This is a genomic window from Sphingomonas sp. URJC2 (assembly GCF_059803575.1).
Map to the genome: position 1 here is coordinate 31418 of NZ_JAPFGX010000005.1, position 21962 is coordinate 53379.

Consider the following 21962-nt stretch of genomic DNA (forward strand, 5'->3'; position numbering starts at 1 on the left):
CCGCACCGTCGATCCGCGACAAGACGCCGCGCAGCGATGCGCGGCGTTTTTGCTTGGCAGGCCGCCCGCCCCCGGCCAGTCTCGGCCCATGACCAGCACCATCGCCTTTCACGGCGCGGCCGGCACCGTCACCGGGTCCTGCTACGAACTCGACCTTGGCGGCAGGAAGCTGCTGATCGATTGCGGGCTGTTCCAGGGATCGCGCAGCCTTGAGGCGCTGAACGCGGAGCCATTTGCGTTCAACCCGCGCCGGATCGAGGCGGTGATCCTGACCCATGCCCATCTCGATCATTCGGGGCTGCTGCCCCGGCTGGTGGCAGCGGGCTTTCACGGCGCGATCCATTGCACGCCCGAGACGGCCGAGCTGCTCGAACATCTGCTGCGCGACTCGGCGCGGATCAGCGAGCAGGATGCAGAACGGCGCAACCGGCGGCGAGACCGGGCGGACGAGCCGCCGGTCGAGCCGCTCTATACGCTGGAGGATGCCGAACGCGCGCTCACGCTGCTCCAGCCAGTGGCGCTGCGCACGCCGTTCGTGCCGGTCGAAGGCGTGACGGTCGAGCTGTGGAACGCCGGCCATATTCTCGGCTCGGCATCGGCGCTGGTCACGCACCGGGGGATGAAGCTGCTGTTTTCAGGCGATCTCGGCCCCGATGGCGCGACGCTGGTCGCCGACCCGCAGGCCCCGGCGGGGATCGACCATGTCATCATGGAATCGACCTATGGCGACCGGACACGCGCACCGCTCGACCAAGAGCAGCGCCGCGACCTGCTTGCCGCCGAGGTCATGGCGGCGCGGGCGCGCGGGGGCAATCTGCTGATCCCCAGCTTTGCGCTCGAGCGCACACAGGAGCTGCTGCTCGACCTGGCCGTGCTCATCAACCGCGGCCGGCTGCCCAACGCGCAGATCTTCATCGATTCGCCGCTCGCCACCCGCATCACCCGTGTCTTTGCCCGCCATGCGGCCCGGCTGGACGATGTCGACGATGCCCATGTGTTCGCGCATCCGGCGTTTCATTATGTCGAAACGGTCGAACAGTCGCGCGCGCTGGAACGGCTGTCGGGGGCGATCATCATCGCCGGGTCGGGCATGTGCGAGGGCGGGCGCATCCGCTATCACCTGATCGACAATCTGGCGCGCAGCGACTCCACGCTGCTGTTCATCGGCTATCAGGCGACCGGCACGCTGGGGCGCACGATCCTTGACGGCGCGCAGCGGGTGCGGATTTCGGGCCATGACGTCGCCGTGCGGCTGACGGTGCGGCAGCTTGACGATTATTCCGCCCATGCCGACCGCGACGGACTGATCGCCTGGGCACGGGCACGCCGGCCGGTGGCGGGCACGCTGTTCCTCACGCACGGCGAGGCGGACGCGCTGGCAGCGCTGGCCGGAGCGCTGGGCGCGGACTTTGCCGATGTCGCGACGCCGGCACTGGGCGAGACCTGGGTGCTGACCCCGGCCGGCCCCGCCGTCCGTCGGGGCGCCGCCCGCGCCGATGTGCGCGAGATCCTCGGGCGCGGCTGGCAGAATGATTATGCCGAGCTTGCGGTCAATCTGCGCCGCGATCTGGGCCGGATCGAAGACCCTGCCCGCCGCCGCGCCGCGATCGCCGAACTGCGCGCGGTGCTGGACGCCTATCGCCGTCCCTGACCGGCGAACAACTCCATTCTGGAGCAGAATGCCTAGGATTCTACCTAGACAAATAGGAATATGAGCGCTGGATAGGGAAATGCCTATTCAATGCCCTATCCGGAGTCTTCGCAATGATCCTCAGGCGAATCGAGAAATATCTGCGCGACCATGCCATGGCCCCGACGCGGTTCGGCCGCACGGTCGCCAACGATCCCCGGCTGGTGTTCGACATGCGCCGCGGGCGCGAGCCGACCGCGCGCATGGCCGCGCGGATCGAGGCGTTTCTGGACCAGCCGCAATGACCGATCCGCACCGCGCCCTGCACCGCGCACTGGTGCGCCTCTATCCCAGCTGGACCTTGCTGTCGTCCGAGACAACCCCCTGGGCAAGCGTCACATTTTACGGGATGCGGCATGTCATGCACTATCGCGGCCCGGCCCCGGACGCATCGCTTGGCGAGCAGGAGTTTGCCCTTGCCGGGCATCTGGTCGCCGATATTTCCGTCCGGGTGCAGGACGACGTGATCGTCATCGAGGCATTAACGATCGAAACCGGCGAACCAGTGTAGAAACCCCAGCTTGGCGCGCCGCCGGCCATGGCTATAGCCGGAAGCATTCCCTTTGGACCCGACACCATCGCGCCATGCTCGAGCGGATCATCCTCGTCAGCAAGACACCGAGTGCGGGCGCGCGGATCGGCCCTGATTTCGTGCCTTGCGGGGCGATTATCCGCACGTCGACCGAACCGCTGACCGGGGCGTGGATTTCAACCGGTGCGCACTGCGCCGAACTGATCGAAGGGTCGCCAGCCGGGCTGGACGGCATCATCGGCATGCTTCCCGTGGTGCGGCAGGGCCAGCATCACCGGCTGGTCCTGCGCGAGGAAATCGACAGCCGCGGCTTTGGCGGCTGGCACACCGCCTATTCGGGCGAGGCAACCTATTTCGACCGCCAGATCCGGGCGTTTCTGGTCGACGATTTCGGGCCGCTGTCACGCGACGATGCCGCCCGCCGGCTGAGCGAGCTGATTGTCCAGCTGGTGCTTGCACAGACCGAAACCTGACAAAGGTCGTGCGCGGCCGCCACGGGTTCGACATCGGGGACAGGCAAAATCGACGCCATGTCGATATCGTTTCTGCAATTTCGCATGATGTGATATCAGAATCTCGATACGTGCGTCTCATCACGGAAATATTTTTCCGTTCCTGCTGCGCCAGTGCGACAAGATTCAGGGCAATTGTCCGCGCCCTTTTATTGCGTCCGACAAGACTGATCCATGTGAGGAATAACTTGCTCGAGACGATTGTATATGTGAGCAGATCGCTGATCCCGGCCGCCGATGCGCGGCAGGAGGTCGACAATATTGTCGACCGTGCGATGCAGGCGAACCGGGTTGCCGACATCTCCGGGGCGTTGCTCTACACCGGCGGGCATTTCGCGCAGATATTGGAGGGCGAGGCCGACCGGCTGGATCCGCTGATCGCGCGCATCGCCGCAGACCGCCGTCATGGCGACGTCACCATCCTGCTGCGCGGCCCGCTGGCGGAGCGACGCTTTGCGCTCTGGGCCTGCGCCTATTCCGGCCCGTCGCATTTCGTCGACCGGCACATCGCCCCCTTCACCTGCCTGCGCAAAGGCGGATCGGCCTGCGTGATCGCCGCCGACCGCATTCTGGGCATCGCCAGCCGCTTCATCGCCCGCCAGACGCCGGTGCCCTCCCTCTCTTGACCGCCGCCGGACGCGGAACGATCCTGCGCATCGGGCATTGCCCGTCGGGACGGCGTGCACGGTGCCCCCGTGCCGCGCTGCATGCCCCCGATGCATGACAGTATCAGGAGACACATTCGTTGCCGACCACGCCCGATGCCGACTGGGCGGGCCTGTCCGCCCGCTTTTCAACGCGCCTGTCTGCGCTGGTCGACCAGCTGATCGTCTGGATCCGCGATCAGGGCGCGGGATTGCTGCTCGCGCTGGCCGCGGCCGCTTTGCTTGTCGCCGTCCTGCTGGGGCTGCGCCGGCTCGGGTCGCAGCTGTGCCGGCGCGAGGGAAACGACCATGGCTGGGCCGCGATCCTCGGCCGCGCGGTCAACCGCACCGGCAATCTGTTCATCCTGGCGGTCGCCGCGCGGCTGGTGGTCAATTACTCCGACGCGCCGGCGGCGATCGCCGAGCCGGTGCGCATCGCCTTCGTCGTCGCCGTCACCCTGCAGGCGGCGCTGTGGGCGCGCGAAATCATCATCGGGCTGATCGAATACCGGACCGAGGCCGGCCAGCATGACACGCTCGGCAGCGCGCTCGGCCTGATCCGGCTGCTGGTCACGGTCGCGCTGTTCATCGTCGCCACCATCGTCATTCTCGACAATATCGGCGTCAATGTCACCGGTCTGGTCGCGGGGCTGGGCATTGGCGGCATCGCCATCGGCCTCGCCGCACAGGGCATTTTCGCCGATCTGTTCGCGGCGCTGTCGATCCTGTTCGACCGGCCGTTCCGGCGCGGCGACGCCATCGCCTATGACCAGACATCGGCAACCGTCGAGGCCATCGGGCTGAAATCCACGCGGCTGCGCGCGGTCAGCGGCGAGCAGCGGGTGATTTCCAACAAGCAGCTGCTGGACAAGGAAATCCGCAACATGTCGCGGCTGGAGCGGCGGCGCGGGCGCTTTCTGCTGTCGCTGGTCTACCACACCGATCCGGACCGGGCGGCCGCCCTGCCCGCCCTGCTGCGCGAGCTGGTCGAGGGGCTGGGGCATCATTTCGTGCGCGCCGGTTTTGTCGGCTTTGCCGCCAGTTCGCTCGACTTCGAGCTCGAGTTCGATGTCGAGTCGGACGATTACGAGACGTTCATCGCCGCGCGCCACGCGCTCGGCATGGCGATCCTGACGCGCTTCCGCAGCGATGGGCTGGAGTTCGCCTATCCGACCCAGACCACCCTGACCGCCGCCCCGGACGGGCGGCTGGTCATGCCCTATGCGACCGCAGCGGACCGGGACGGCTGAGCGCCCGGCCCGCGCCGCCCGTCAGTGGCGGGCGGCGGAGGTGTCGATCTTTTCCACCCATTGCGGGAAAAAGGCGGGCGAGCGGCTGGACCAGCCCGGTGCGGTCGCCGCCGCCTCGCTGATCGACTGGAGCAGCCGCCGGCGCTTGTCGGGATGCAGATGCGGCAGCGCTGCCGCCGCGCAAAACGCGCTCGGCAGCCAGGGCCGCACCGCCGGCCCGATCAGCCGCTCATACAGAAAACGATAGGCGGAAAAGCTCGCCAGCCGGTCCTGCCCCAGATCGAAGGCGCTGACCGTGACCAGCGGGGTCATGAACGGCTCGATCGCGTCCAGCCCGCTGTCGTCAGGCACCATATTGCGCAGGCCGGGCAGGCGTTCATAGACGCGCATCTGTGCCTTGATGCTGGCCGCCTCGACCACATCGCGCGACCACAGGTTGATCGCATCGTCCCGTTCAAGCCCGATATCGAGCGAGCGGCGAATGTAGCGCTGCGTGCGCGAGGGAAAGCTGGCGAACTCTTTCATCTCCACCAGCGCCAGCGCACCTGCGGCAGGCCCGACCCTATGACCCATTGTCTTCTCCGACCTTGCTGTCGGAGGCGATCTTGCGGGGAATGAGGTTGATCGCCCGTTAACCGCCCCTTCCGGACAGAATCGAAGCAAAAACTTTTTTGCAGTGCAACAGGATTTCGACCAACCGCACTTTAACGCAACGAAATGTCAGGCAAGCGGCGCAGCAACAAGGCCGATCGGAGACCTCGAAAACGCTGCGTCAGCCGCCATTTTCGGGCGGCAGCGCCGGGTCGCGATGCGCACCGGGGACCGATGTCGCAGGCGGGTCGGATGCGTCCATCGACTCGTCGACGCTGGCATCGATCCGCGCATCTTCGTCATCGGGATTGCGACGCAGGCGGCGGCGGATCGACTCATCCTGCCCGGCATCCTGGCGCGGGCTGCGCAGCGGCTGAACAGTCTGGGACGGCGTATCGGTGTCGCGCGACGGATCAGGCATGGCGGCTCTCCGGTCATCACCGGCCAGGCGGGCGCGGCGGTCGATCAACCAACGGCCAGCCCGGCGGTTCCGCTTCGATCAACGCGCCCGCGCGTTCGACCAGCGCCGCCCCGCCCCCTCGCGCAGACGCGGGGTCGGCGCTAAGCAGGACGGATGCACGGCTCTTCCCTCGGCGCCCGGCGCGGCGTCGGCCATGAGGTTGCGATCTATTCCATCCTCGGCTTCTGGCTGTTCTACGTCGCGATCGTCTCGCTCCAGGCCTGGATCCAGGGCTGGCCCAATCAGGGCGAAATGGCCGAACGGCGGATGATGGTGACGGCGGTCGGCATCGTCATCACCTTCCTGCTCTATCTGGTGCTGCGCCGGTTCGACCGCCGGCCGTTCGGCACGCGCATCGCGGTCGCCTTTGCCTGTGCGGTGCCGGCGGCGATGCTGATCGGGCTGGTCAACGCCTATCTGTTCACGCTCTACAAGCCCGAGGCGCTGTTCAGCGACCCCAACATCCTGAAGGAAATCGCCGAAAAGCCGCGCCTGTTCCGCAGCGTCGCCGAAACGGCGGTGTCGCGCTATTTCTTCATCGCCGCCTGGGCGACGCTGTATCTGGCGATTTCCTATGCCAATGACGTGCGCGACGCCGAGCGGCGGATCGCCGCCTTTGCCCAGGCCGCGCAGGAAGCGGAAATCCGCGCGCTGCGTTATCAAGTCAATCCGCATTTCCTGTTCAACACGCTGAACTCGCTGTCCTCCCTCGTCATCACCGGGCGGGAGACGGAGGCGGAGGCGATGATCATGAACCTGTCGACATTCTACCGCACCAGCCTGTCGGGCGACCCGCTCGACGATGTGCGGCTGGAAGAGGAAGTGCGCCTCCAGCGCCTGTATCTGGATATCGAGGCGGTGCGCTTCCCCGACCGGCTGCGGACCGAGATCGACATTCCGGACGCGCTGCGCGGTGCCTGTGTGCCGGGGCTGATCCTGCAGCCGCTGGTGGAAAACGCGATCAAATATGGCGTGTCGCGCAGCACCAGGCCGGTCACCATCACCATCCGCGCGTCGCACGATGGCGGCATCCTGCGGCTCGAGGTCAGCGATGACGGGCCGGGCGCAAAGCCCGGCGCGAAAGCGGCCGGCGGGGCCGGCATCGGCCTCGCCAATGTCCGCGACCGCTTGCAGGCGCGCTTTGGCGCCGCCGCCGGGCTGACCACCGAGGCCCTGGCCGAAGGCGGCTTCCGCGTCACCCTTTCGCTCCCCGAGGTGTATGACAATGGACGATCCTAAACAGGCCGATGCCCGGCCCGTCCGGACGCTGATCGTCGATGACGAGCCACTGGCGATCGAGCGGCTGCAATTGCTGTGCGCGCGCGAGCCGATGATCGATCTGGTCGGCACCGCATCGGACGGGGCCGCCGCGCTGCGGCTGGTCGACGGGCTGGAGCCGGAGGTGGTGCTGCTCGACATTTCGATGCCGGAGCTGGACGGGATGGACGTCGCCCGGGCGCTGGCCGGGCGGGCGCACCGCCCGGCGGTGATCTTCGTCACCGCGTTCGACAGCTTTGCGGTCGAGGCGTTCGATCTTGCCGCGCTCGATTACCTGCTGAAGCCCGTCGCCCCCGACCGGCTGAGCCGGGCGTTCGAGCGCGTGATTGCGCGGCGCGGGGCACAGCAATCGGCCGCCCCCGGCGGAAGCGGTGGTTATGTCGAGGAATTCTGGGTGCCGCACCGCGCCGAACTGATCCGCATCGCAGCCGCCGATATCGACCGCATCCAGGCCGAGCGCGACTATATGCGGCTGCATGTCGGCCAGCGCAGCTATCTGCTGCACCAGACGATCAGCACGCTGGAAGAACGGCTCGATCCGGCGCGCTTCATCCGCCTGCACCGCTCGACCATCGTCCGCCGCGACCGCATCAAGGCGCTGCGCCATGACGGCGGCGGCGTGTGGTGGGCCGATCTGGGCGATGGCGACGAAGTGCGCATCGGCCGCACCTATCTGGACGCCGCCAAGGCGATGACCGGCCGCTGACCAACGGAGATAATGCGCCTAAAGAAACGCCCCGGTGCGGACACCGGGGCGTTCAGGCGTGCGGCCGGCCAGCGACGCACCGGGCGCATTGCGGGCTGTTTGCCGGTCAGTTGGCGGCGACCCGCACCCGGCCCTCGGCACGGGCCACGGCATTCTTCATCTCAAGGCTGGCGGCGGCGACCGCATCCTGCTGACAGGCGCTGATGATCTGCTGCTGGGCGAGCGGTGCACGCGCCACCGCCCCGCACACCTGCTCGGCCGCGCGGTCGATGCGGCGGGCAAGCCGCGCCTGCCCCTTGGCGGTCGACAGGTCGAGATCGCCATAGGCGACATCGACGGAGCGGGCCTCGTCCGCCGGGGCCGACGCAGCGGCCGCGGCCGGCGACAGGGTGGAGATCATGGTCAGGCCGGCGGCGGCGCAGGCCAGAATGGCGCTCTTCAACACACGCATCGCACAAATCCTTCTGAACAAAGGAGCATCATCGCGCCGGGCGGCATCACCCGATCGCCAGGACCAGCTCCAAATCAACAACACGGAACGTTCAAGCCGACAGTGCCGGGCCGGATCCGCTCCGGAGCGGGGAACCGGCACGGCCCGAAAAGGGGGAAAAACGGGCCGTCCCGGGGGGTGGCGACGGGCCCGTCAGGGGCCGGGGAGCTCTTTGGGGCCCGCCGCGCATTGCCTTGGTAACAAGGGCGGAACGGGGCCGCAGCACGGGTTCGACCGGCGGCAGCCGGCCATCGGCAAAGCCCGCAATCGGCGGACGAACGGCCGATCAGCGTCGACCGACTACAACTGTAATCAATCTGTCATCGCACCACGGGGGCGGCCGGATCAGCGTTCCGCCGGGTGGGGATCGACCAGCTCGTCCAGCGCCGCATCCACCGCCGCACGCGGCGCGCCGCGCGCGACCGTCGCCGTCACGCCCAGATCCATGCTGACATTGCCGAGCGTGCGGAAAATGTCGGGGATCGTCTCGACCGCGATCAGGATCCCCAGCAGCTCGACCGGCACGCCCATCGCCGCGCAGATCGGCGCGATCGAGGTGACGAAGCTCACCTGCCCCGGCAGGCTGACCGCGCCCAGCGTGGTGATCGACGCGGTGGCGATGCCGGCGGCAATCTGCGCCGGGCCAAGCGCGATGCCCGCCCAGTGCGCGACATAGAGCGCGACTGCCAGGTTCATCGCCGGGCCGGTCGCGCGGAAGATCGCGACCGCGAGCGGCAGTACCACCCCGGCGGCGCTGACCGGGACGCCGAGCGTCTCGGCCCCGCGCAGCATCGACGGCAGGCTGGCCAGCGAGCTTTGCGTGCTGATCGCAACCGCCTGCGACGGAGCGGCAGCGCGGGCAAAGCGCGCCAGCGTCACCCGCCCGCCCAGCGTGCCGATCACGAACCCCGTCAGCCAGATCACGACCCCCACGCTGGACACGATCAGCACATAGTGGATGAGCGCGCCGAACGCCCCCAGCCCGGCGCGGGCGCCGACGACAAAGGCGAGCGCCAGCACCCCGGCCGGGGCGAGCCAGAGCACCCAGTTGATGATGATCAGCATCGCCTCGACGACGGCGGCGAAGAAATCGGTGAGCAGCCGGCGCGGCGCATCGGGCAGCCTGGTGACCGCAAAGCCGAACACGGCGGTGAACAGGATCAGCGGCAGGATCGCATCATTGGCCGCCGCCGCCACCGGATTGGTGGGCACGACCGAGCGCAGAAAGCTGGCGATGCCCGGCGTGTCGGTGGGCGCGGGCGCGACCTGGCCCAGCGCGGTGCGCAGCGCCGATGCCGCCTCTGCCGACAGCGGAAACAGGCTGAGCAGCGCCGGGATCATCAGCGCGGCAAGCGTCGCTGAACAGACGAGCAGCACGGCAAAGGCGATCACCGCCCGCGCGGCGATGCCGCCCGCGCGCGCCGCCTCGGCATTGGCGGCGATGCCGGTCACGAGCAGCGCGACGAGCAGCGGCACGATGGTCATGCGCAGCGAATCGAGCCACAGCCCGCCGACCGTCTCGCCCAGCGTCAGCAGCACCGGCAGGCCGGCAGCTCCGGCGCGCGCGGCGGCGACGCCAAGCAGCAGCCCAGCGACAAGGGCGATGAGGATGCGGGCGGGGGGCGAGAGCAAGGCCCTCATGGGCGCGGGGATCCGGTCATGGTCGCGCCGCTTTCGCCGCTTGGCTGCGACTTTTCAAGCAAGCCGGGGCTGTGCCGGGTAAAGCCGCGCTTTGGCTGTAGCGGGAGCGCCGGTTCCGGCCTTCGAGGGACCAGTCCGGGCAGTTCCGGCCGACGGGCCGGGTTCAGCGGCGCTTGTTGCGATGATGTTCGCGCTCCAGCCGCCGCCGCTGCCACGGGCGGTACACCGAATAATAGCCGATGACAGCTCCGATGCACAGCAGCATGGCAAGGCCAAGGCCGACAAGGAAGAGTGGGTCGATCAAAACGCAACTGCCTCTGTTGGATGAACCTTCGCGGCCGGATGGTCGATGCGGCAGAGGCGCGCACATTGCAAGCCGGGACCGGCCGCATTCGTCGCCAATCAGCGGTTTACCGCCACGGCCCGTCGCCCGCGCCCCACGGTTTGCGCGTGCCGCCCGGCCCGATCGCCCCCCTCTCCGCATCGCTCGCATTCGTGGCCCGGCTCGATTATCGACGGCGGCCATGTCCGCCCGTCCCTGCCCCGCCCCCCTGTCCGCACCCCGACGCGCCGTTCCTGCGCGACGGGCGGTGCGCGCGCTGCTGATCGCCGCGGTCGCGCTTGGCGCGGGACTGGCTTCGGCGCGCCCCGCCTCCCGGCCACATGCCGAGCCGCCGGTGGTGCGGGTGCGGCTGGTCACGTCGCTCGGGTCGATCACCGTGGCGCTCGACACCCGCCGGGCGCCGGTCACGGCAGCGAACTTCCTCGCCTATGTCGATGACGGGCGGCTGGAGGGGACGAGCTTCTACCGCGCCTCGCGCCGGCGCAGCGATCCGCGCTTCGGCTTCATCCAGGGCGGGATCGACACCGATTATCGCCGCGCGCTGACCCCGATCCGGCTGGAGCCGACCAGCGAGACCGGCATCCGCCACGGCGATGGCGCGATTTCGATGGCGCATGGCATCAGTCCCAACAGCGCGAGCGGCAATTTCACGCTCGGCGTCGGCGCCAATCCGGCGCTCGACGCCCGGCCCGGCTATCCCGGCTATGCGGCGTTCGGGCGGGTGGTCGCGGGCATGGCGACGGTCAGGAAAATCCTCGCCCTGCCCACCGGCGGCGGGCGCGACGCGATGCGCGGCCAGATGATCCTGAAACCGGTCCTGATCCTCAAGACCGAACGGCTCGACGGCACGCCGCGCCCGACCGGCCGGATCAAGCCCTGGCTGCTGTTCGGGCGCTGATCGCATCCCCGCATTCACACCGGAACGGACCGGATCGGGCGGGCGTTAACCAGCGGCCCTAAGCGATCATTTACCAGCACAGCCTAGTCCGTTGGGCCATGTTCTTTTCCTCCTCCCAGCGCGTGACGGGGCGCAGGCGCCAGCCGGGCAGCAACCAGACCCCGCTTGACGAGGAAGGCCGGATGCGCGGCGATTTCGCCGAGCGGCTGGTGCGCGAGTTCGAGCAGCAAAGCGCCGGCTGGTTCTGGGAAGCCGATGAACATGGCCGGCTGCGTTACATATCCGACAAGGTCGCGCGGCTGCTGTGCGCGCCGGGCGACAGCGTCATCGGCCTGCCGCTGACCACGCTGTTCCACACGGCGGAGGGGGAAGATGCCGGCGGCCGCACGCTGGCCTTTCATCTGTCGTCGCGCACGGCGTTCAGCGACCTGCCGGTGTGCAGCACCCGGTCGCCCGATCATCACTGGTCGATTTCGGGCCGGCCGATCCTCGACCGGCTCGGCCATCCGCTGGGCTATATCGGCCATGGCAGCGACCTGACCGAAAAGCGGCGGGCCGAGGCGGAGATCACCCGGCTGGCGCTGTTCGACGCGCTGACCGGGCTTGCCAACCGCCAGCGCATGCAGCTGGTGCTCCAGCAAAAGCTCAGCCAGTCGGCCGCCACTTACCGGCCGACCACGCTGTTCCTGATGGATCTTGACCGGTTCAAGGCGGTCAACGACACGCTCGGCCATCCGGCGGGCGACGAGCTGCTGAAACAGGTCGCCTCGCGGCTGCTGCAATGCGTGCGCGACACCGCGGTCGTCGGCCGGCTGGGCGGCGACGAGTTCCAGATCGTCATGTCGAACACCGATGACCGGCACGCGATCGCGGCACTCGCCGACGAGATCATCCAGTCGCTGTCCCAGCCCTATTACATTGCCGACACCAGCGTCACGATCGGCTGTTCGATCGGCATCGCCATCGCGCCCGCCGACGGGGTCGATGCCGAAACGCTGGTGCGCAACGCCGATCTCGCGCTTTATGCGGCCAAGGCCGGCGGGCGCGGCGTCCACCGGTTCTTTGCCGACAAGATGCTGGCCGAGGCGCGCCACCGCAAAAGGCTGGAAGACGATCTGCGCGACGCGCTGGCGCAGAACCAGCTCAACCTCGTCTATCAGCCGATTGTCGGCACGCTGGACCGGCGCATCGTCGGCTATGAGGCGCTGCTGCGCTGGACCCATCCGGAACTGGGGCCGATCTCGCCGGGCGTGTTCATCCCGATTGCCGAGGAGTCGGGGCTGATCGAGCCGCTGGGCGAATGGGTGCTGCGCCGCGCGACCGAGGCGGCAGCCGGGTGGCCGGCCGATGTCCGCATCGCGGTCAATGTCTCGCCGATCCAGTTCGCCAATCCCGAGCTGCCGGCGCTGGTGATGAACGCCATCGCCCGGTCGGGCATTGCCTGCGACCGGCTGGAGCTGGAAATCACCGAAAGCGTGTTCCTGGGCGATGAAAGCGGCAGCGCGGCGATGTTCGCGCGGCTGAAGAAACTGGGCGTGCGGCTCGCGCTTGATGATTTCGGCACCGGCTATTCGTCGATGAGCTATTTGCAGAAAGCGCCGTTCGACAAGATCAAGATCGACCAGTCGTTCGTGCGCGGCGCGGCGCTGGAGGGATCGCGCAATCCCGCCATCATCCAGGCGATCGTCACCCTTGCCAATGCGCTGGGCATGGACACGACCGCCGAGGGTGTCGAGATGCTCGACGAGATCGACCTGATCCAGAGCCTTGGCTGTTCGCACATCCAGGGCTTTGCCTTCGGCGTGCCGCTGCCCCCCGAACAGGTGCGGGCGCAGCTGGAACAGGGCGGCGGCGTTGCCCAGGTGGTCAGCCGGTTCAAGACGCGGGCGATGCGCTACAAGGTGCTGCGCCGTGCGCGGATGGAACTGGGCGGGCGCACCAACGATGTCATCATCCGCAACATTTCCGATGGCGGCGCGCTGGTCGAGGGGCTGAGCCTGCCCGGCGGCTGGGAAGAAACGCCGGTGCGGATCGCCTTGCAGGGAATGGGCATGATGGGCGCGACCGTGCGCTGGTCGGCCGACCGGCGCATCGGCGTGCGCTTCGACGATCATGTCGGCCAGGACCGGCTCAACCAGCTGGTCGGCGGCGCGGGCGATGGCAGCTAGCGCGGTTTCAGGCCGGGTGGACTGACCCGTCAGCCCGGAAAATCTGAGAGCGAACCCCGCGAACGGATTGCCGCCGGGCGCTGCAAGCCGCTAGCGTGCCCATGGAGGCGCGGATGGACGGCGGCACGGCGGATTTCCTGATCATCGGCGGCGGCGTTGCCGGCCTGTCGGCAGCGGCGGCGCTCGCGCCCCATGGCCGCACGGTCGTGCTCGAGGCGGAGGCCGCGACCGGCTATCACAGCTCGGGCCGCAGCGTCACATTCTCGCATTATGGCATTGGCGGCGGGACGGTGCGCGGGCTGACCGCGTGGAGCCGGGCATTTTTCCTCGATCCCCCCGACGGGTTCGACGCGCTGTGCCGGGTCACGCCGGCGCTGTTCGTCGCGACGGCGGACATGCGTACCGAACTCGACAATCTGGAGGCGATCACGCGCGGCCTGACCGACCGGGTCGAGCGGCTGGACGAGGCCGGCATGGCGGCGCTGTGCCCGGCGCTGCGGTTCGGGGCCGATGCGATCACCCATGGCTTTGTCCATCATGAAGGGCTGCGGCTCGATCCGCATGCGATGCTCAGCGGCTATGCCCGGCAGGTCAGGCGGCATGGCGGCGCGGTGATCACCGGCGCGCGGGTCGCGGCGATCGCGCGCGCCGGCGGCGACTGGCAGGTGACGAGCGCGACCGGCGCGCGCTGGACCGCACCGGTGCTGGTCAACGCCGCCGGGGCGTGGGCCGACGGGCTGGCGACGATGGCCGGGGTCGCGCCGCTCGGCCTGTCGCCGCTCAGGCGCACGGTGATCGCCTTTGATCCGTCTCCCTCTCTTGACGTGCGCGATTGGCCGTTCGTCAAGACAGCGACCGACCATGTCTATTTCCTGCCCGATGGCGGGCGGCTGCTCGCCTCGCCGGTCGACGAGCATCCCGATCAGCCGGGCGACGCCCAGCCAGAAGAGATCGACATGGCCGTCGCCGCCGAGCGGGTGATGGCGATCACGACACTCGATATCCGGCGGATCACGCACAAATGGGCGGGGCTGCGCACCTTCACCGCCGACAGGGTGCCGGTGGCGGGCTGGGCGGCGGATGCGCCGGGGTTTTTCTGGCTGGCCGGTCAGGGCGGCTATGGCCTGCAGACCGCACCTGCCATGGCGCGGATCAGCGCGGCGCTGATCACCGGCGGCGACTGGCCGGACGGGCTGGCCGAGGCCGGCGCGCCCCCGGCGGCGATCACCCCGGAACGCCTTGCCGCCCTTTGCGCCTGATTGGTCTGGGCCTGACCGGTCTGGGCCGCGTGGCGGTTGACGCCGGCTGCGGATCTGCTAATGGCCCGCGCTCAATCAGGCAGAGTTTTGCCTGATTGCCGTCCGAGACAGCTGGTGGGGCATGCCCCTTAATCTCCAGCCTAGACGGGGAAAGATATCGGGTCTGCACCGCTCCGCCTTTTCCGGCCGGGCCAGTGCCGGCGCGCCATTCCCCATCGCGGACTGATGACGCGGCCCCTGGGCATTTGCCTTTGGGCCATTGAGGAGAATGGCATGGATCGAGCTCAAAAAACCGAGCTGGTCGAAGAGCTGAGCCAGACCTTTGCCGAAGCCGGCGTTGTGGTCGTGACCCGTAACCTGGGCATGTCCGTCAAGCAGTCGACCGAGCTTCGCAACAGGATGCGCGCAGCCGGCGCCAGCTATCAGGTGGCCAAGAACCGCCTTGCCAAGATCGCGCTCCAGGACACGTCCTATGTCGGCATCCAGTCGATGCTGACCGGGCCGATCGGCCTGGCTTATTCCCAGGACCCGGTTGCCGCCGCCAAGGTGGCCGTCGAGTTCGCCAAGACGACCGACAAGCTCGAGATCGTCGGCGGGGGAATGGGCGAGACCGTCCTGGATCCGGCTGGTGTTACGGCTCTGGCCTCGCTGCCCTCGCTGGACGAACTGCGGGCGAAGCTCGTCGGTCTCATCCAGGCGCCGGCAACGAAGCTGGCCCAGATCGCTCAGGCGCCCGCCGCGCAGCTCGCGCGCGTGTTCAACGCCTATGCGACCAAGGAAAACGCATAACCTTTACCCGATTGGAGATTTCACATGGCAGACCTGAATTCGATCGTCGAACAGCTCTCGGCGCTCACCGTCCTCGAAGCGGCTGAACTCTCGAAGCTGCTGGAAGAAAAGTGGGGCGTCTCGGCCGCTGCTGCGGTCGCGGTTGCGGCTCCGGCCGCCGGTGGCGCGGCCGCTCCGGCTGCTGAAGAAAAGACCGAGTTCGACGTCGTTCTCGTCAGCGACGGCGGCAAGAAGATCAACGTGATCAAGGAAGTCCGTGCGATCACCGGTCTCGGCCTGACCGAAGCCAAGGCGCTCGTCGAAGGTGCGCCGAAGGCCGTCAAGGAAGGCGTCAACAAGGACGAAGCCGAAAAGATCAAGAAGCAGCTCGAAGAAGCCGGCGCGACCGTCGAACTCAAGTAAGTTCGACCGCCCGGTTTACCGAGCAGAAAAAAGGGGCGGCCCGGCAACGGGTCGCCCCTTTTTTTGCGTCGCCGCTGCTTGGCGTGACCGACGCCGGCAGCCAAAGCAACTGGGAGGATCGGGCGGGGAGGACCAGGCGGATCCCCGCCCTCCCCGCCTGCGCGGTTCAGGCCGCCGGCTTGGGCGCCTGCGGCGTGCGCGTGATCGGGGCAAGCCCCGCCCCGCTGAGCGCCGCGTTCACCCGGCCCAGATCAGTGTCGAGCAGCGCCGCCATCGCCGCCAGTTCGCGGTCGAGCTGGCCCGACAGCTCGGCAAAGGCCCGGCGCGTCTGGTCGGTCGGCCGCGCCTCGGCGCTTTCGATCACGCCCAGCAGCCCGGCCAGCTTGTCGTTGAGCATGATCGGGAAGTTGAGCGGATCCTGCCGGCTTTCGTTGCGAACCTGATAGATCCGCCCCTCGACCGCGCGCAGCCCGGCGACCAGCCCGTCAAGCGCCGCCTTCAGCGCCGGATCGCGCGCCTCTGCCGCGCGGGCGCGCGCCTGATCGGTGACGCCGCGGATCAGCAGCACCGCCTCATTCGCCTGGCTCACCCGGTCGCGCACCTGCATGGCAAGCGCGAACCGGTCGCGCAGCGCGTCCGGCGTGGCATCGGTGACGCGCGGATCGACGCCGATCTCGAGCATCTGGCTCTGCGCGCGGCCATCGACAGTCAGCGTCACCCGGTAGCGGCCGGGCAGTGCCAGCGGGCCGCCGCGATTGCGGCTGGTCCACAGGATCATGTCGGGGAAATCGACAAAGCCCGGATGGCGCATGTCCCAGCTGAACCGGTTCAGCCCCGGCTTCATCGTCGGCGGCGGCGGTCCCTTGGGGCCGTCATCCTCATCGTCATCGCCCGCTTCGCCGCCCTTGGGCTTGGCATCGGGCTTCACCCCGTCAAGGCTGCGGACCAGCCGCCCGTCCATGTCATGGATCTCGATCTTCAGGCTGGCGGGCGTCGCGGGCAGGAAATAGTCGATTGCCGCCCCGCTATCGAGGCCGCGCAGCGCGGTTGCCGGCGCAAACAGCCGCGCCGCACTTTCCTTCGCCCCCAGCTGGCGCAGCACATTGATCCGCTCCATCACCCAGAAGGACCGGCCATGGGTGGCGATCACCAGATCATCGCCCGCCACGCCGAGGTCCGACACCTGCACGGCCGGCAGGTTGCGCTGGAGCTTGTCCCACGATTTGCCGTCGTTGAACGATACCCAGACGCCGCGTTCGGTGCCGAGGAACAGCAGCCCCGGGCGCAGCGGATCCTCGCGGATGCTGCGCGCCGGTTCGTCCGCCGGCAGCCCGGCATCGATCCGGGTCCAGCTGCGGCCATAATCGCTGGTTTTCAGCACATAGGGCGCGGGATCGTCGAGCAGCACGCGGTGGCCAGTCAGATAGGCGGTGCCGGGCCGGTGCGGCGAATCCTCGATGGTCGTGAACTTGATGAAGGGCGGCAGGCCCGGCGGAGTGATGTTCTGCCAGCTGCCGCCATTGTCGCGCGTCACATGGACCAGACCGTCGTCCGACGCCGCCCAGATCGCATCCGCCTCGCGCCGCGACGGGGCGAGCGCGAACACGGTGGCATAGGTTTCAACCCCGGTCTGGTCGCGGGTGATCGGCCCGCCCGACGGGCCGAGCGTCGCCGGATCGGCGCGGGTCAGATCGGGGCTGATCTTCTGCCAGCTCTGCCCCTCGTCGGTGCTGCGCCAGACATGCTGCGAGGTGACATAGAGCGTCTTCGGGTCCTGCGGATCGAACACGATCGGGAAGGTCCATTGGAACCGTTCCTTCAGGTCGCCGGCCGAATAGCCCATCGGATTGTCGGGCCAGACATTGATCGCCCGGCTCTGCCCGGTGCGGGCGTCGAACCGGTCAAGCTCGCCGCCATAGCTGCCGGCATAGAAAATGTCGGGATTGCGCGGATCATTGGCGACATAGCCGCTTTCCCCGCCGCCGGCGGCAAAGCCATAGCCGCCAAGCACGTCGCGGTGCCGCCAGCCGCGCACGGGCACGCAGATGGTGCTGTTGTCCTGCTGCCCGCCACAGGCGAAGGGCGGCTGGTGATGGGTCAGCCCCAGCCGGTAGATCTGCGCGGTCGGATAGGTCTGGGCGGTCCAGCTGTCGCCGCCATTGACGCTGACATTGGCACCGCCGTCATTGGCCTGGATCATCCGCTGATTGTCGTCGGCGGCGATCCACAGATCATGATTGTCGCCGTGCGGCACCTTGATCTTCTTGGCAAAGGTCTTGCCGCCATCGTCCGACCGGTGAAACTGCACATTGAGCACATAGACCCGGTCGCGCACCTTGGGATCGGCGACGATGCGGGTGTAGTAAAAGGCGCGCTGGCGCAGGTCGCGGCTTTCGTTGGTGCGCGTCCAATTCTGCCCGCCATCGTCGGACACGAACACCCCGCCCTGCTGATGTTCGACCATCGCATAGACGCGGCGGCCATCGGCGGGGGAGACGCTGACCCCGATCTTGCCGACCGGGCCGGACTGGGGCAGGCCGGGGGCGCGGGTGATCTCGGTCCAGCTTTCGCCGCCATCCTCGCTGCGGAACAGGCCGCTGCCCGGCCCGCCCGAGCTCATCCCCCAGGGCTTGCGCCACGCCTCCCACAGCGCGGCAAACATGATGCGCGGATTGGCGGGATCGATCGAAATGTCGACCGCGCCGCTGCGCGGATCGCGGTAAAGAGTGCGCCGCCAGCTCTTGCCGCCGTCGCTGCTCTTGTAGACGCCGCGATCGGCATTTTCCGCGCCATAACGCCCAAAGCCGCCGACAAACACCGTGTCGCAATCCTTGGGATGGATGCGCACGCGCGAGAAATTCTGCACGGCCGCCAGCCCGACATGCGTCCAGCTCTTGCCGGCATCGACCGATTTATAGACGCCATTGCCGGTCAGGATGTTGCCGCGCAGCTGCGTCTCGCCCGTGGTCAGATAGACGATGTCGGGATTGGCCTCGCACACCGCAACGCCGCCGACCGACCCGGTCGGGATCTTGCCATCGGTCACGTTCGACCAGCTGGTGCCGCCGTCGCGCGTCTTCCACAGCCCGCCGCCGACGGCCGCGAAATAATATTCATTGGGCCGCGCGGTGCTGCCCGCCGCCGAAATCGACCGGCCGCCGCGATTGGGACCGATATTGCGCCATGTGAGCGCGGCGAAGCGGGGATCGCCGGCATCCTCGGCAGGCTTGGCGTCCGCCGGCTTGTCGGCAACGGCTTTCGGCGTCGCCGTCAACCCGGTCTTGACATCCTGTGCTGGCTCCCGCGCTGCCGCAGGTGCCGCGGCCAGCGCCACCGCCAGCGCGCCCAGCGCAGGGTCCGCCCACCAGCGCCCATATCCATGCCGCATCGCCCATTCCTCCCCTTTGTTTTCGCGGCAAAGGCTTAGCATGGCCGGGGGTGAGGGCAAGCGGCAGGGACATGCCGCAGCGCAGGCGGCGATGCACGGTCTTTCCTTTTCCCCGGCAAGGCCGCATGACCGGCGGCGATGGCTGTCTATACCCAGGTTTCCGCCGAGGCGATGGCGGCGCTGCTCGCCGGCTATGATGCCGGCACGCTGATTTCGGCCAAGGGCATTGCCGAGGGGGTGGAAAACTCCAATTACCTTGTCGAGACGACCGGCGGCCGCTTCATCCTGACCCTGTATGAAAAGCGCGTCGATGCCGGCGACCTGCCCTTTTTTCTCGCCCTGACCGATCATCTCGCCGCCGCCGGCTGCCCGGTGCCGCGCGCGATCCGCGACCGGGCGGGAACGCAGATCCAGACGGTCGCCGGCCGCCCGGCCTGCCTGATCGAGTTTCTGCCCGGCGTGTCGCTGTCGCAGCCGACAGCGGCGCAGGCGCGGGCGGCGGGCGTGGCGCTGGGCGAGATGCACCGGGCGCTGGCGGGTTTTGCGCGGACGCGCCCGAACACGCTCGGCCCGGCGGGCTGGCACGCGCTCGCCGCGCGCTGCGGCGACCAGCTCGATGCCATTGCCGCCGGGCTGGGCGCGCGGGTGGCGGCGGAACTCGCCTTTCTCGACGCGCACTGGCCCGATGACCTGCCCCGCGCGGTCGTCCATGCCGATCTGTTCCCCGACAATGTGCTGATGCTGGGCGACCGGGTGACCGGCATCATCGATTTCTATTTTTCCTGCACCGAAATCCGCGCCTGGGATCTGGCGGTGACGCTGACCGCCTGGTGCTTCAGCGCCGACGGGGCCGATTTCGACCCGGCTATCGATGCCGCGCTGCGCGCCGGCTATGCCGCCGCCCATGGGCTGAGCGCGCGCGAGGAAGATGCGCTGCCGGTGCTGGCGCGCGGGGCGTGCCTGCGTTTCCTGCTCACCCGCGCATGGGACTGGCTGAACACCCCCGCCGACGCGCTGGTGACGCGCAAGGACCCCCTCGCCTTTTTGCGCCGGCTCGACCATTACGCGCGGCGATGACCGACACCCCTGCCGAACTGCCCATCGTCGAAATCGCAACTGACGGCGCCTGCAAGGGCAATCCCGGCCCCGGCGGCTGGGGCGCGGTGCTGCGCTTTGGCGGCCGGGAAAAGGACCTGTCGGGCGGCGAAACGCCGACGACGAACAACCGCATGGAAATGACCGCGGCGATCATGGCGCTCGAGGCGCTCAACCGGCCATGCCGCGTCAGGCTGTCGACCGACAGCCGCTATGTGCTTGACGGGCTGACCAAATGGCTGCCCGGCTGGCAGCGCAACGGCTGGCGCACCGCCGACCGCAAGCCGGTCAAGAATGCCGATCTGTGGCAAAGGCTGGTCGCCGCCGCCGCCCCCCACCGGATCGACTGGATCTGGGTGAAGGGCCATGCCGGCCACCCCGACAATGAACGCGCCGACCGGCTGGCGAGCGACGCCGCCGACGCGCTGCGCGGCAGCCGGTAAGCAGGGCTGGTGAGCAGGGTCATGGGGGCGGCCAACCGCCCCGCGCTGGTGCGGACGGCGGGACTTGAACCCGCACTCTCGTCGAGAAGCGGATTTTAAGTCCGCTGCGTCTACCGATTTCGCCACGTCCGCCAAGCGTCCGGAAAAGCGTGCTTTTCGCGGTTGATTTCGCGCGTCCGGCGCGCGTCTTTCAGACAATGCTTTCAGACACGTTCCGACAATCGCGGTTTGTTCCTACCGACGATGCGCTCTCGAATCCACCCATGCAAACGACGGCCGAAACGAGATTACCTCTTGGTCTCAACATGCGCCCGCCGGCGCGCCGCCGCGTTGCGCGCCTTCGTCTTGGTCACCTTGTTGTAAGTCGCGGTTTGCCCCAGCGTCCGATGCCCGGAGATCGGCCGGATGTCATCGACGCCAGCGTCGCCCAGTTCGGTCGCGCCACCGTGCCGGAAGCCGGTCAGCGTCATGCCGCCCGGCCCGCCGGGTAGCCCGGCCGCATCCCTGATCTTGTTGAACAGCTTGATCGACTGCTGCTCGGTGAACCGCCGCCCGGTCTTCTCGTAGATCACGATATGGCCCGCCGCGCGCTCCATGCGCGCCAGCTCCTCCTCGAGCGCCGGATAGAGCGGCCGGCCGTGCTCGTCAGCAAGCGGGATGATCTGGGCATCGCCGGTCTTGCCCTGGCGCAAGGCGATCTCGACGCCCGGGCGATAGTCCTCCCAGGCGATCGTGGGAGCCTCATCCTCGGCCCGATCGAACAGGTAGCCAAACACGTCGCTGACGCGCCGCACCAGTTCGAAGCTGAGCGCCGCGGCCGTCGCCATTGACTGAAAGCCCATGTCCCGCGCCTGCAGCCGGAAGCGATCAAACTCGGCGCGGCTGGTCGCCCGGTTGCCGCGCTGGGCGACCATGCTGATGCCCATTTTCGCGAACGGATTCGGCCCCTTGATCTTCCGGTGCCGGATTGCCTCGTTCCAGACCCGCCGCAGGATCTGCATCCAATACGCCGCGGCGCGCTTACCGTCGCGCTTCGCCACCGCGCGATAGATCGCGTCGGCATGGTGGGCCTCGATCTCAGCGGCCCTCCGCGCGCCAAGCACGGTCGACTTGAGCGGGAATGCCTCGATCCGGCCCATATAGTGGCGATAGTCCCGCGCCGCGCGCGGCCCGAGGTCGGCGAAACGAGGCTGTGTGCGATACCATGCCAGCAGCCCTTTCACCGTGCCTTCGGCGGGCTTCATTTCCAGCCCGACCCGCCATTCTTCGAACTGGCGGTTGAGCATCTCAGCCTTGCCGATCGCGGCGGCGAGATCCGTGCCCAGCGTCTCCGAAGCGACCGGGCATAGCCGACCATGGCGCTCAGCCGGCGGGCGTGCCCAG

Annotated in this window: 22 protein-coding genes and 1 tRNA gene; 15 read left to right on the forward strand and 8 right to left on the reverse strand. The window is 68.2% G+C overall.

The window, feature by feature from the left end; genetic code table 11:
- Positions 1–88: 88 nt before the first annotated feature.
- From OPU66_RS03655 to OPU66_RS03680, 6 genes are all read left to right on the forward strand, one after another.
- Complete coding sequence (locus OPU66_RS03655; protein WP_498552250.1) at positions 89–1651, forward strand: MBL fold metallo-hydrolase; 1563 nt, start codon at positions 89–91, stop codon at positions 1649–1651.
- Between the two features lie 113 nt (positions 1652–1764).
- Positions 1765–1935 (forward strand): hypothetical protein, encoded by a 171-nt coding sequence (locus tag OPU66_RS03660; protein ID WP_498552251.1) that lies wholly within the window; start codon positions 1765–1767, stop codon positions 1933–1935.
- The gene (locus OPU66_RS03665; RefSeq protein ID WP_498552252.1) at positions 1932–2201 is read left to right on the forward strand and encodes a hypothetical protein; all 270 of its coding nucleotides are present in this window, start codon (positions 1932–1934) and stop codon (positions 2199–2201) included. The genes OPU66_RS03660 and OPU66_RS03665 overlap by 4 nt, the downstream gene beginning before the upstream one ends.
- A gap of 74 nt (positions 2202–2275) precedes the next feature.
- The gene (locus OPU66_RS03670; protein ID WP_498552253.1) at positions 2276–2695 is read left to right on the forward strand and encodes a hypothetical protein; all 420 of its coding nucleotides are present in this window, start codon (positions 2276–2278) and stop codon (positions 2693–2695) included.
- A gap of 215 nt (positions 2696–2910) precedes the next feature.
- Positions 2911–3360, forward strand: coding sequence for a BLUF domain-containing protein (locus OPU66_RS03675; protein WP_498552350.1), 450 nt, complete (start codon positions 2911–2913; stop codon positions 3358–3360).
- 119 nt (positions 3361–3479) lie between these two features.
- On the forward strand, positions 3480–4628 hold the full coding sequence (locus OPU66_RS03680; RefSeq protein WP_498552254.1) for a mechanosensitive ion channel family protein: 1149 nt from the start codon (positions 3480–3482) through the stop codon (positions 4626–4628).
- Between the two features lie 21 nt (positions 4629–4649).
- Here the strand turns inward: OPU66_RS03680 and OPU66_RS03685 are convergent, their stop codons facing one another.
- Positions 4650–5201: a hypothetical protein gene (locus OPU66_RS03685; RefSeq protein ID WP_498552255.1), complete on the reverse strand. Its 552-nt coding sequence runs from the start codon at positions 5199–5201 to the stop codon at positions 4650–4652.
- Positions 5202–5400: 199 nt separating this feature from the next.
- On the reverse strand, positions 5401–5640 hold the full coding sequence (locus OPU66_RS03690) for a hypothetical protein (RefSeq protein ID WP_498552256.1): 240 nt from the start codon (positions 5638–5640) through the stop codon (positions 5401–5403).
- A 153-nt stretch (positions 5641–5793) separates the two neighbouring features.
- Between OPU66_RS03690 and OPU66_RS03695 the strand changes: the two genes are divergently transcribed.
- The gene (locus OPU66_RS03695) at positions 5794–6918 is read left to right on the forward strand and encodes a sensor histidine kinase (RefSeq protein WP_498552257.1); all 1125 of its coding nucleotides are present in this window, start codon (positions 5794–5796) and stop codon (positions 6916–6918) included.
- Positions 6905–7663, forward strand: a complete 759-nt coding sequence (locus tag OPU66_RS03700) for a LytR/AlgR family response regulator transcription factor (RefSeq protein ID WP_498552258.1) — start codon at positions 6905–6907, stop codon at positions 7661–7663. Before OPU66_RS03695 ends, OPU66_RS03700 begins: the two co-directional genes overlap by 14 nt.
- A 106-nt stretch (positions 7664–7769) precedes the next feature.
- Here OPU66_RS03700 and OPU66_RS03705 read toward each other — a convergent pair whose 3' ends face one another.
- The 3 genes from OPU66_RS03705 to OPU66_RS03715 form a co-directional block, all read right to left on the reverse strand.
- On the reverse strand, positions 7770–8114 hold the full coding sequence (locus tag OPU66_RS03705; RefSeq protein ID WP_498552259.1) for a UrcA family protein: 345 nt from the start codon (positions 8112–8114) through the stop codon (positions 7770–7772).
- Between the two features lie 384 nt (positions 8115–8498).
- Positions 8499–9794: a dicarboxylate/amino acid:cation symporter gene (locus tag OPU66_RS03710; protein ID WP_498552260.1), complete on the reverse strand. Its 1296-nt coding sequence runs from the start codon at positions 9792–9794 to the stop codon at positions 8499–8501.
- 163 nt (positions 9795–9957) lie between these two features.
- The gene (locus tag OPU66_RS03715; RefSeq protein ID WP_498552261.1) at positions 9958–10098 is read right to left on the reverse strand and encodes a hypothetical protein; all 141 of its coding nucleotides are present in this window, start codon (positions 10096–10098) and stop codon (positions 9958–9960) included.
- Between the two features lie 286 nt (positions 10099–10384).
- On the opposite strand from OPU66_RS03715, the gene OPU66_RS03720 reads away from it, so the two are divergent.
- The 5 genes from OPU66_RS03720 (at position 10385) to rplL (ending at position 15653) form a co-directional block, all read left to right on the forward strand.
- Positions 10385–11035: a peptidylprolyl isomerase gene (locus tag OPU66_RS03720; protein WP_498552262.1), complete on the forward strand. Its 651-nt coding sequence runs from the start codon at positions 10385–10387 to the stop codon at positions 11033–11035.
- Between the two features lie 122 nt (positions 11036–11157).
- A complete protein-coding gene (locus tag OPU66_RS03725; RefSeq protein ID WP_498552263.1) occupies positions 11158–13203 on the forward strand; it encodes a putative bifunctional diguanylate cyclase/phosphodiesterase in 2046 nt (681 codons plus the stop codon).
- Between the two features lie 113 nt (positions 13204–13316).
- Entirely contained in the window at positions 13317–14462 is a 1146-nt protein-coding gene (locus OPU66_RS03730) for an NAD(P)/FAD-dependent oxidoreductase (protein ID WP_498552264.1), read from the forward strand.
- 273 nt (positions 14463–14735) lie between these two features.
- Positions 14736–15251, forward strand: a complete 516-nt coding sequence (rplJ, locus tag OPU66_RS03735) for a 50S ribosomal protein L10 (RefSeq protein ID WP_498552351.1) — start codon at positions 14736–14738, stop codon at positions 15249–15251.
- 24 nt (positions 15252–15275) lie between these two features.
- Positions 15276–15653, forward strand: a complete 378-nt coding sequence (rplL, locus tag OPU66_RS03740) for a 50S ribosomal protein L7/L12 (RefSeq protein ID WP_498552265.1) — start codon at positions 15276–15278, stop codon at positions 15651–15653.
- 166 nt (positions 15654–15819) lie between these two features.
- On the opposite strand, the gene OPU66_RS03745 is transcribed toward rplL, so the two are convergent.
- Positions 15820–19041, reverse strand: a complete 3222-nt coding sequence (locus OPU66_RS03745) for a WD40/YVTN/BNR-like repeat-containing protein (RefSeq protein WP_498552266.1) — start codon at positions 19039–19041, stop codon at positions 15820–15822.
- A gap of 138 nt (positions 19042–19179) precedes the next feature.
- Here OPU66_RS03745 and thrB point away from each other — a divergent pair, with 138 nt between their 5' ends.
- Positions 19180–20118, forward strand: coding sequence for a homoserine kinase (gene thrB / locus OPU66_RS03750; RefSeq protein ID WP_498552267.1), 939 nt, complete (start codon positions 19180–19182; stop codon positions 20116–20118).
- A complete protein-coding gene (gene rnhA / locus OPU66_RS03755; RefSeq protein WP_498552268.1) occupies positions 20115–20579 on the forward strand; it encodes a ribonuclease HI in 465 nt (154 codons plus the stop codon). Before thrB ends, rnhA begins: the two co-directional genes overlap by 4 nt.
- Before the next feature lie 46 nt (positions 20580–20625).
- Here rnhA and OPU66_RS03760 read toward each other — a convergent pair.
- Positions 20626–20711, reverse strand: a tRNA-Leu gene (locus OPU66_RS03760).
- Between the two features lie 155 nt (positions 20712–20866).
- A complete protein-coding gene (locus OPU66_RS03765) occupies positions 20867–21865 on the reverse strand; it encodes a tyrosine-type recombinase/integrase (RefSeq protein ID WP_498552269.1) in 999 nt (332 codons plus the stop codon).
- Positions 21866–21962 lie beyond the last annotated feature (97 nt).

Excerpts from the sequence above, each read along its gene's own strand:
- rplL (WP_498552265.1), top strand. The coding sequence starts at position 15,276 with ATGGCAGACCTGAATTCGATCGTCGAACAGCTCTCGGCGCTCACCGTC.
- OPU66_RS03700 (WP_498552258.1), top strand. The coding sequence starts at position 6,905 with ATGGACGATCCTAAACAGGCCGATGCCCGGCCCGTCCGGACGCTGATC.
- OPU66_RS03685 (WP_498552255.1), bottom strand. The coding sequence starts at position 5,201 with ATGGGTCATAGGGTCGGGCCTGCCGCAGGTGCGCTGGCGCTGGTGGAG.
- OPU66_RS03660 (WP_498552251.1), top strand. The coding sequence starts at position 1,765 with ATGATCCTCAGGCGAATCGAGAAATATCTGCGCGACCATGCCATGGCC.
- OPU66_RS03765 (WP_498552269.1), bottom strand. The coding sequence starts at position 21,865 with ATGCTCAACCGCCAGTTCGAAGAATGGCGGGTCGGGCTGGAAATGAAG.
- thrB (WP_498552267.1), top strand. The coding sequence starts at position 19,180 with ATGGCTGTCTATACCCAGGTTTCCGCCGAGGCGATGGCGGCGCTGCTC.
- OPU66_RS03655 (WP_498552250.1), top strand. The coding sequence starts at position 89 with ATGACCAGCACCATCGCCTTTCACGGCGCGGCCGGCACCGTCACCGGG.
- OPU66_RS03690 (WP_498552256.1), bottom strand. The coding sequence starts at position 5,640 with ATGCCTGATCCGTCGCGCGACACCGATACGCCGTCCCAGACTGTTCAG.
- rnhA (WP_498552268.1), top strand. The coding sequence starts at position 20,115 with ATGACCGACACCCCTGCCGAACTGCCCATCGTCGAAATCGCAACTGAC.
- OPU66_RS03710 (WP_498552260.1), bottom strand. The coding sequence starts at position 9,794 with ATGAGGGCCTTGCTCTCGCCCCCCGCCCGCATCCTCATCGCCCTTGTC.
- OPU66_RS03665 (WP_498552252.1), top strand. The coding sequence starts at position 1,932 with ATGACCGATCCGCACCGCGCCCTGCACCGCGCACTGGTGCGCCTCTAT.
- OPU66_RS03670 (WP_498552253.1), top strand. The coding sequence starts at position 2,276 with ATGCTCGAGCGGATCATCCTCGTCAGCAAGACACCGAGTGCGGGCGCG.
- OPU66_RS03705 (WP_498552259.1), bottom strand. The coding sequence starts at position 8,114 with ATGCGTGTGTTGAAGAGCGCCATTCTGGCCTGCGCCGCCGCCGGCCTG.
- OPU66_RS03695 (WP_498552257.1), top strand. The coding sequence starts at position 5,794 with ATGCACGGCTCTTCCCTCGGCGCCCGGCGCGGCGTCGGCCATGAGGTT.
- rplJ (WP_498552351.1), top strand. The coding sequence starts at position 14,736 with ATGGATCGAGCTCAAAAAACCGAGCTGGTCGAAGAGCTGAGCCAGACC.
- OPU66_RS03730 (WP_498552264.1), top strand. The coding sequence starts at position 13,317 with ATGGACGGCGGCACGGCGGATTTCCTGATCATCGGCGGCGGCGTTGCC.
- OPU66_RS03745 (WP_498552266.1), bottom strand. The coding sequence starts at position 19,041 with ATGCGGCATGGATATGGGCGCTGGTGGGCGGACCCTGCGCTGGGCGCG.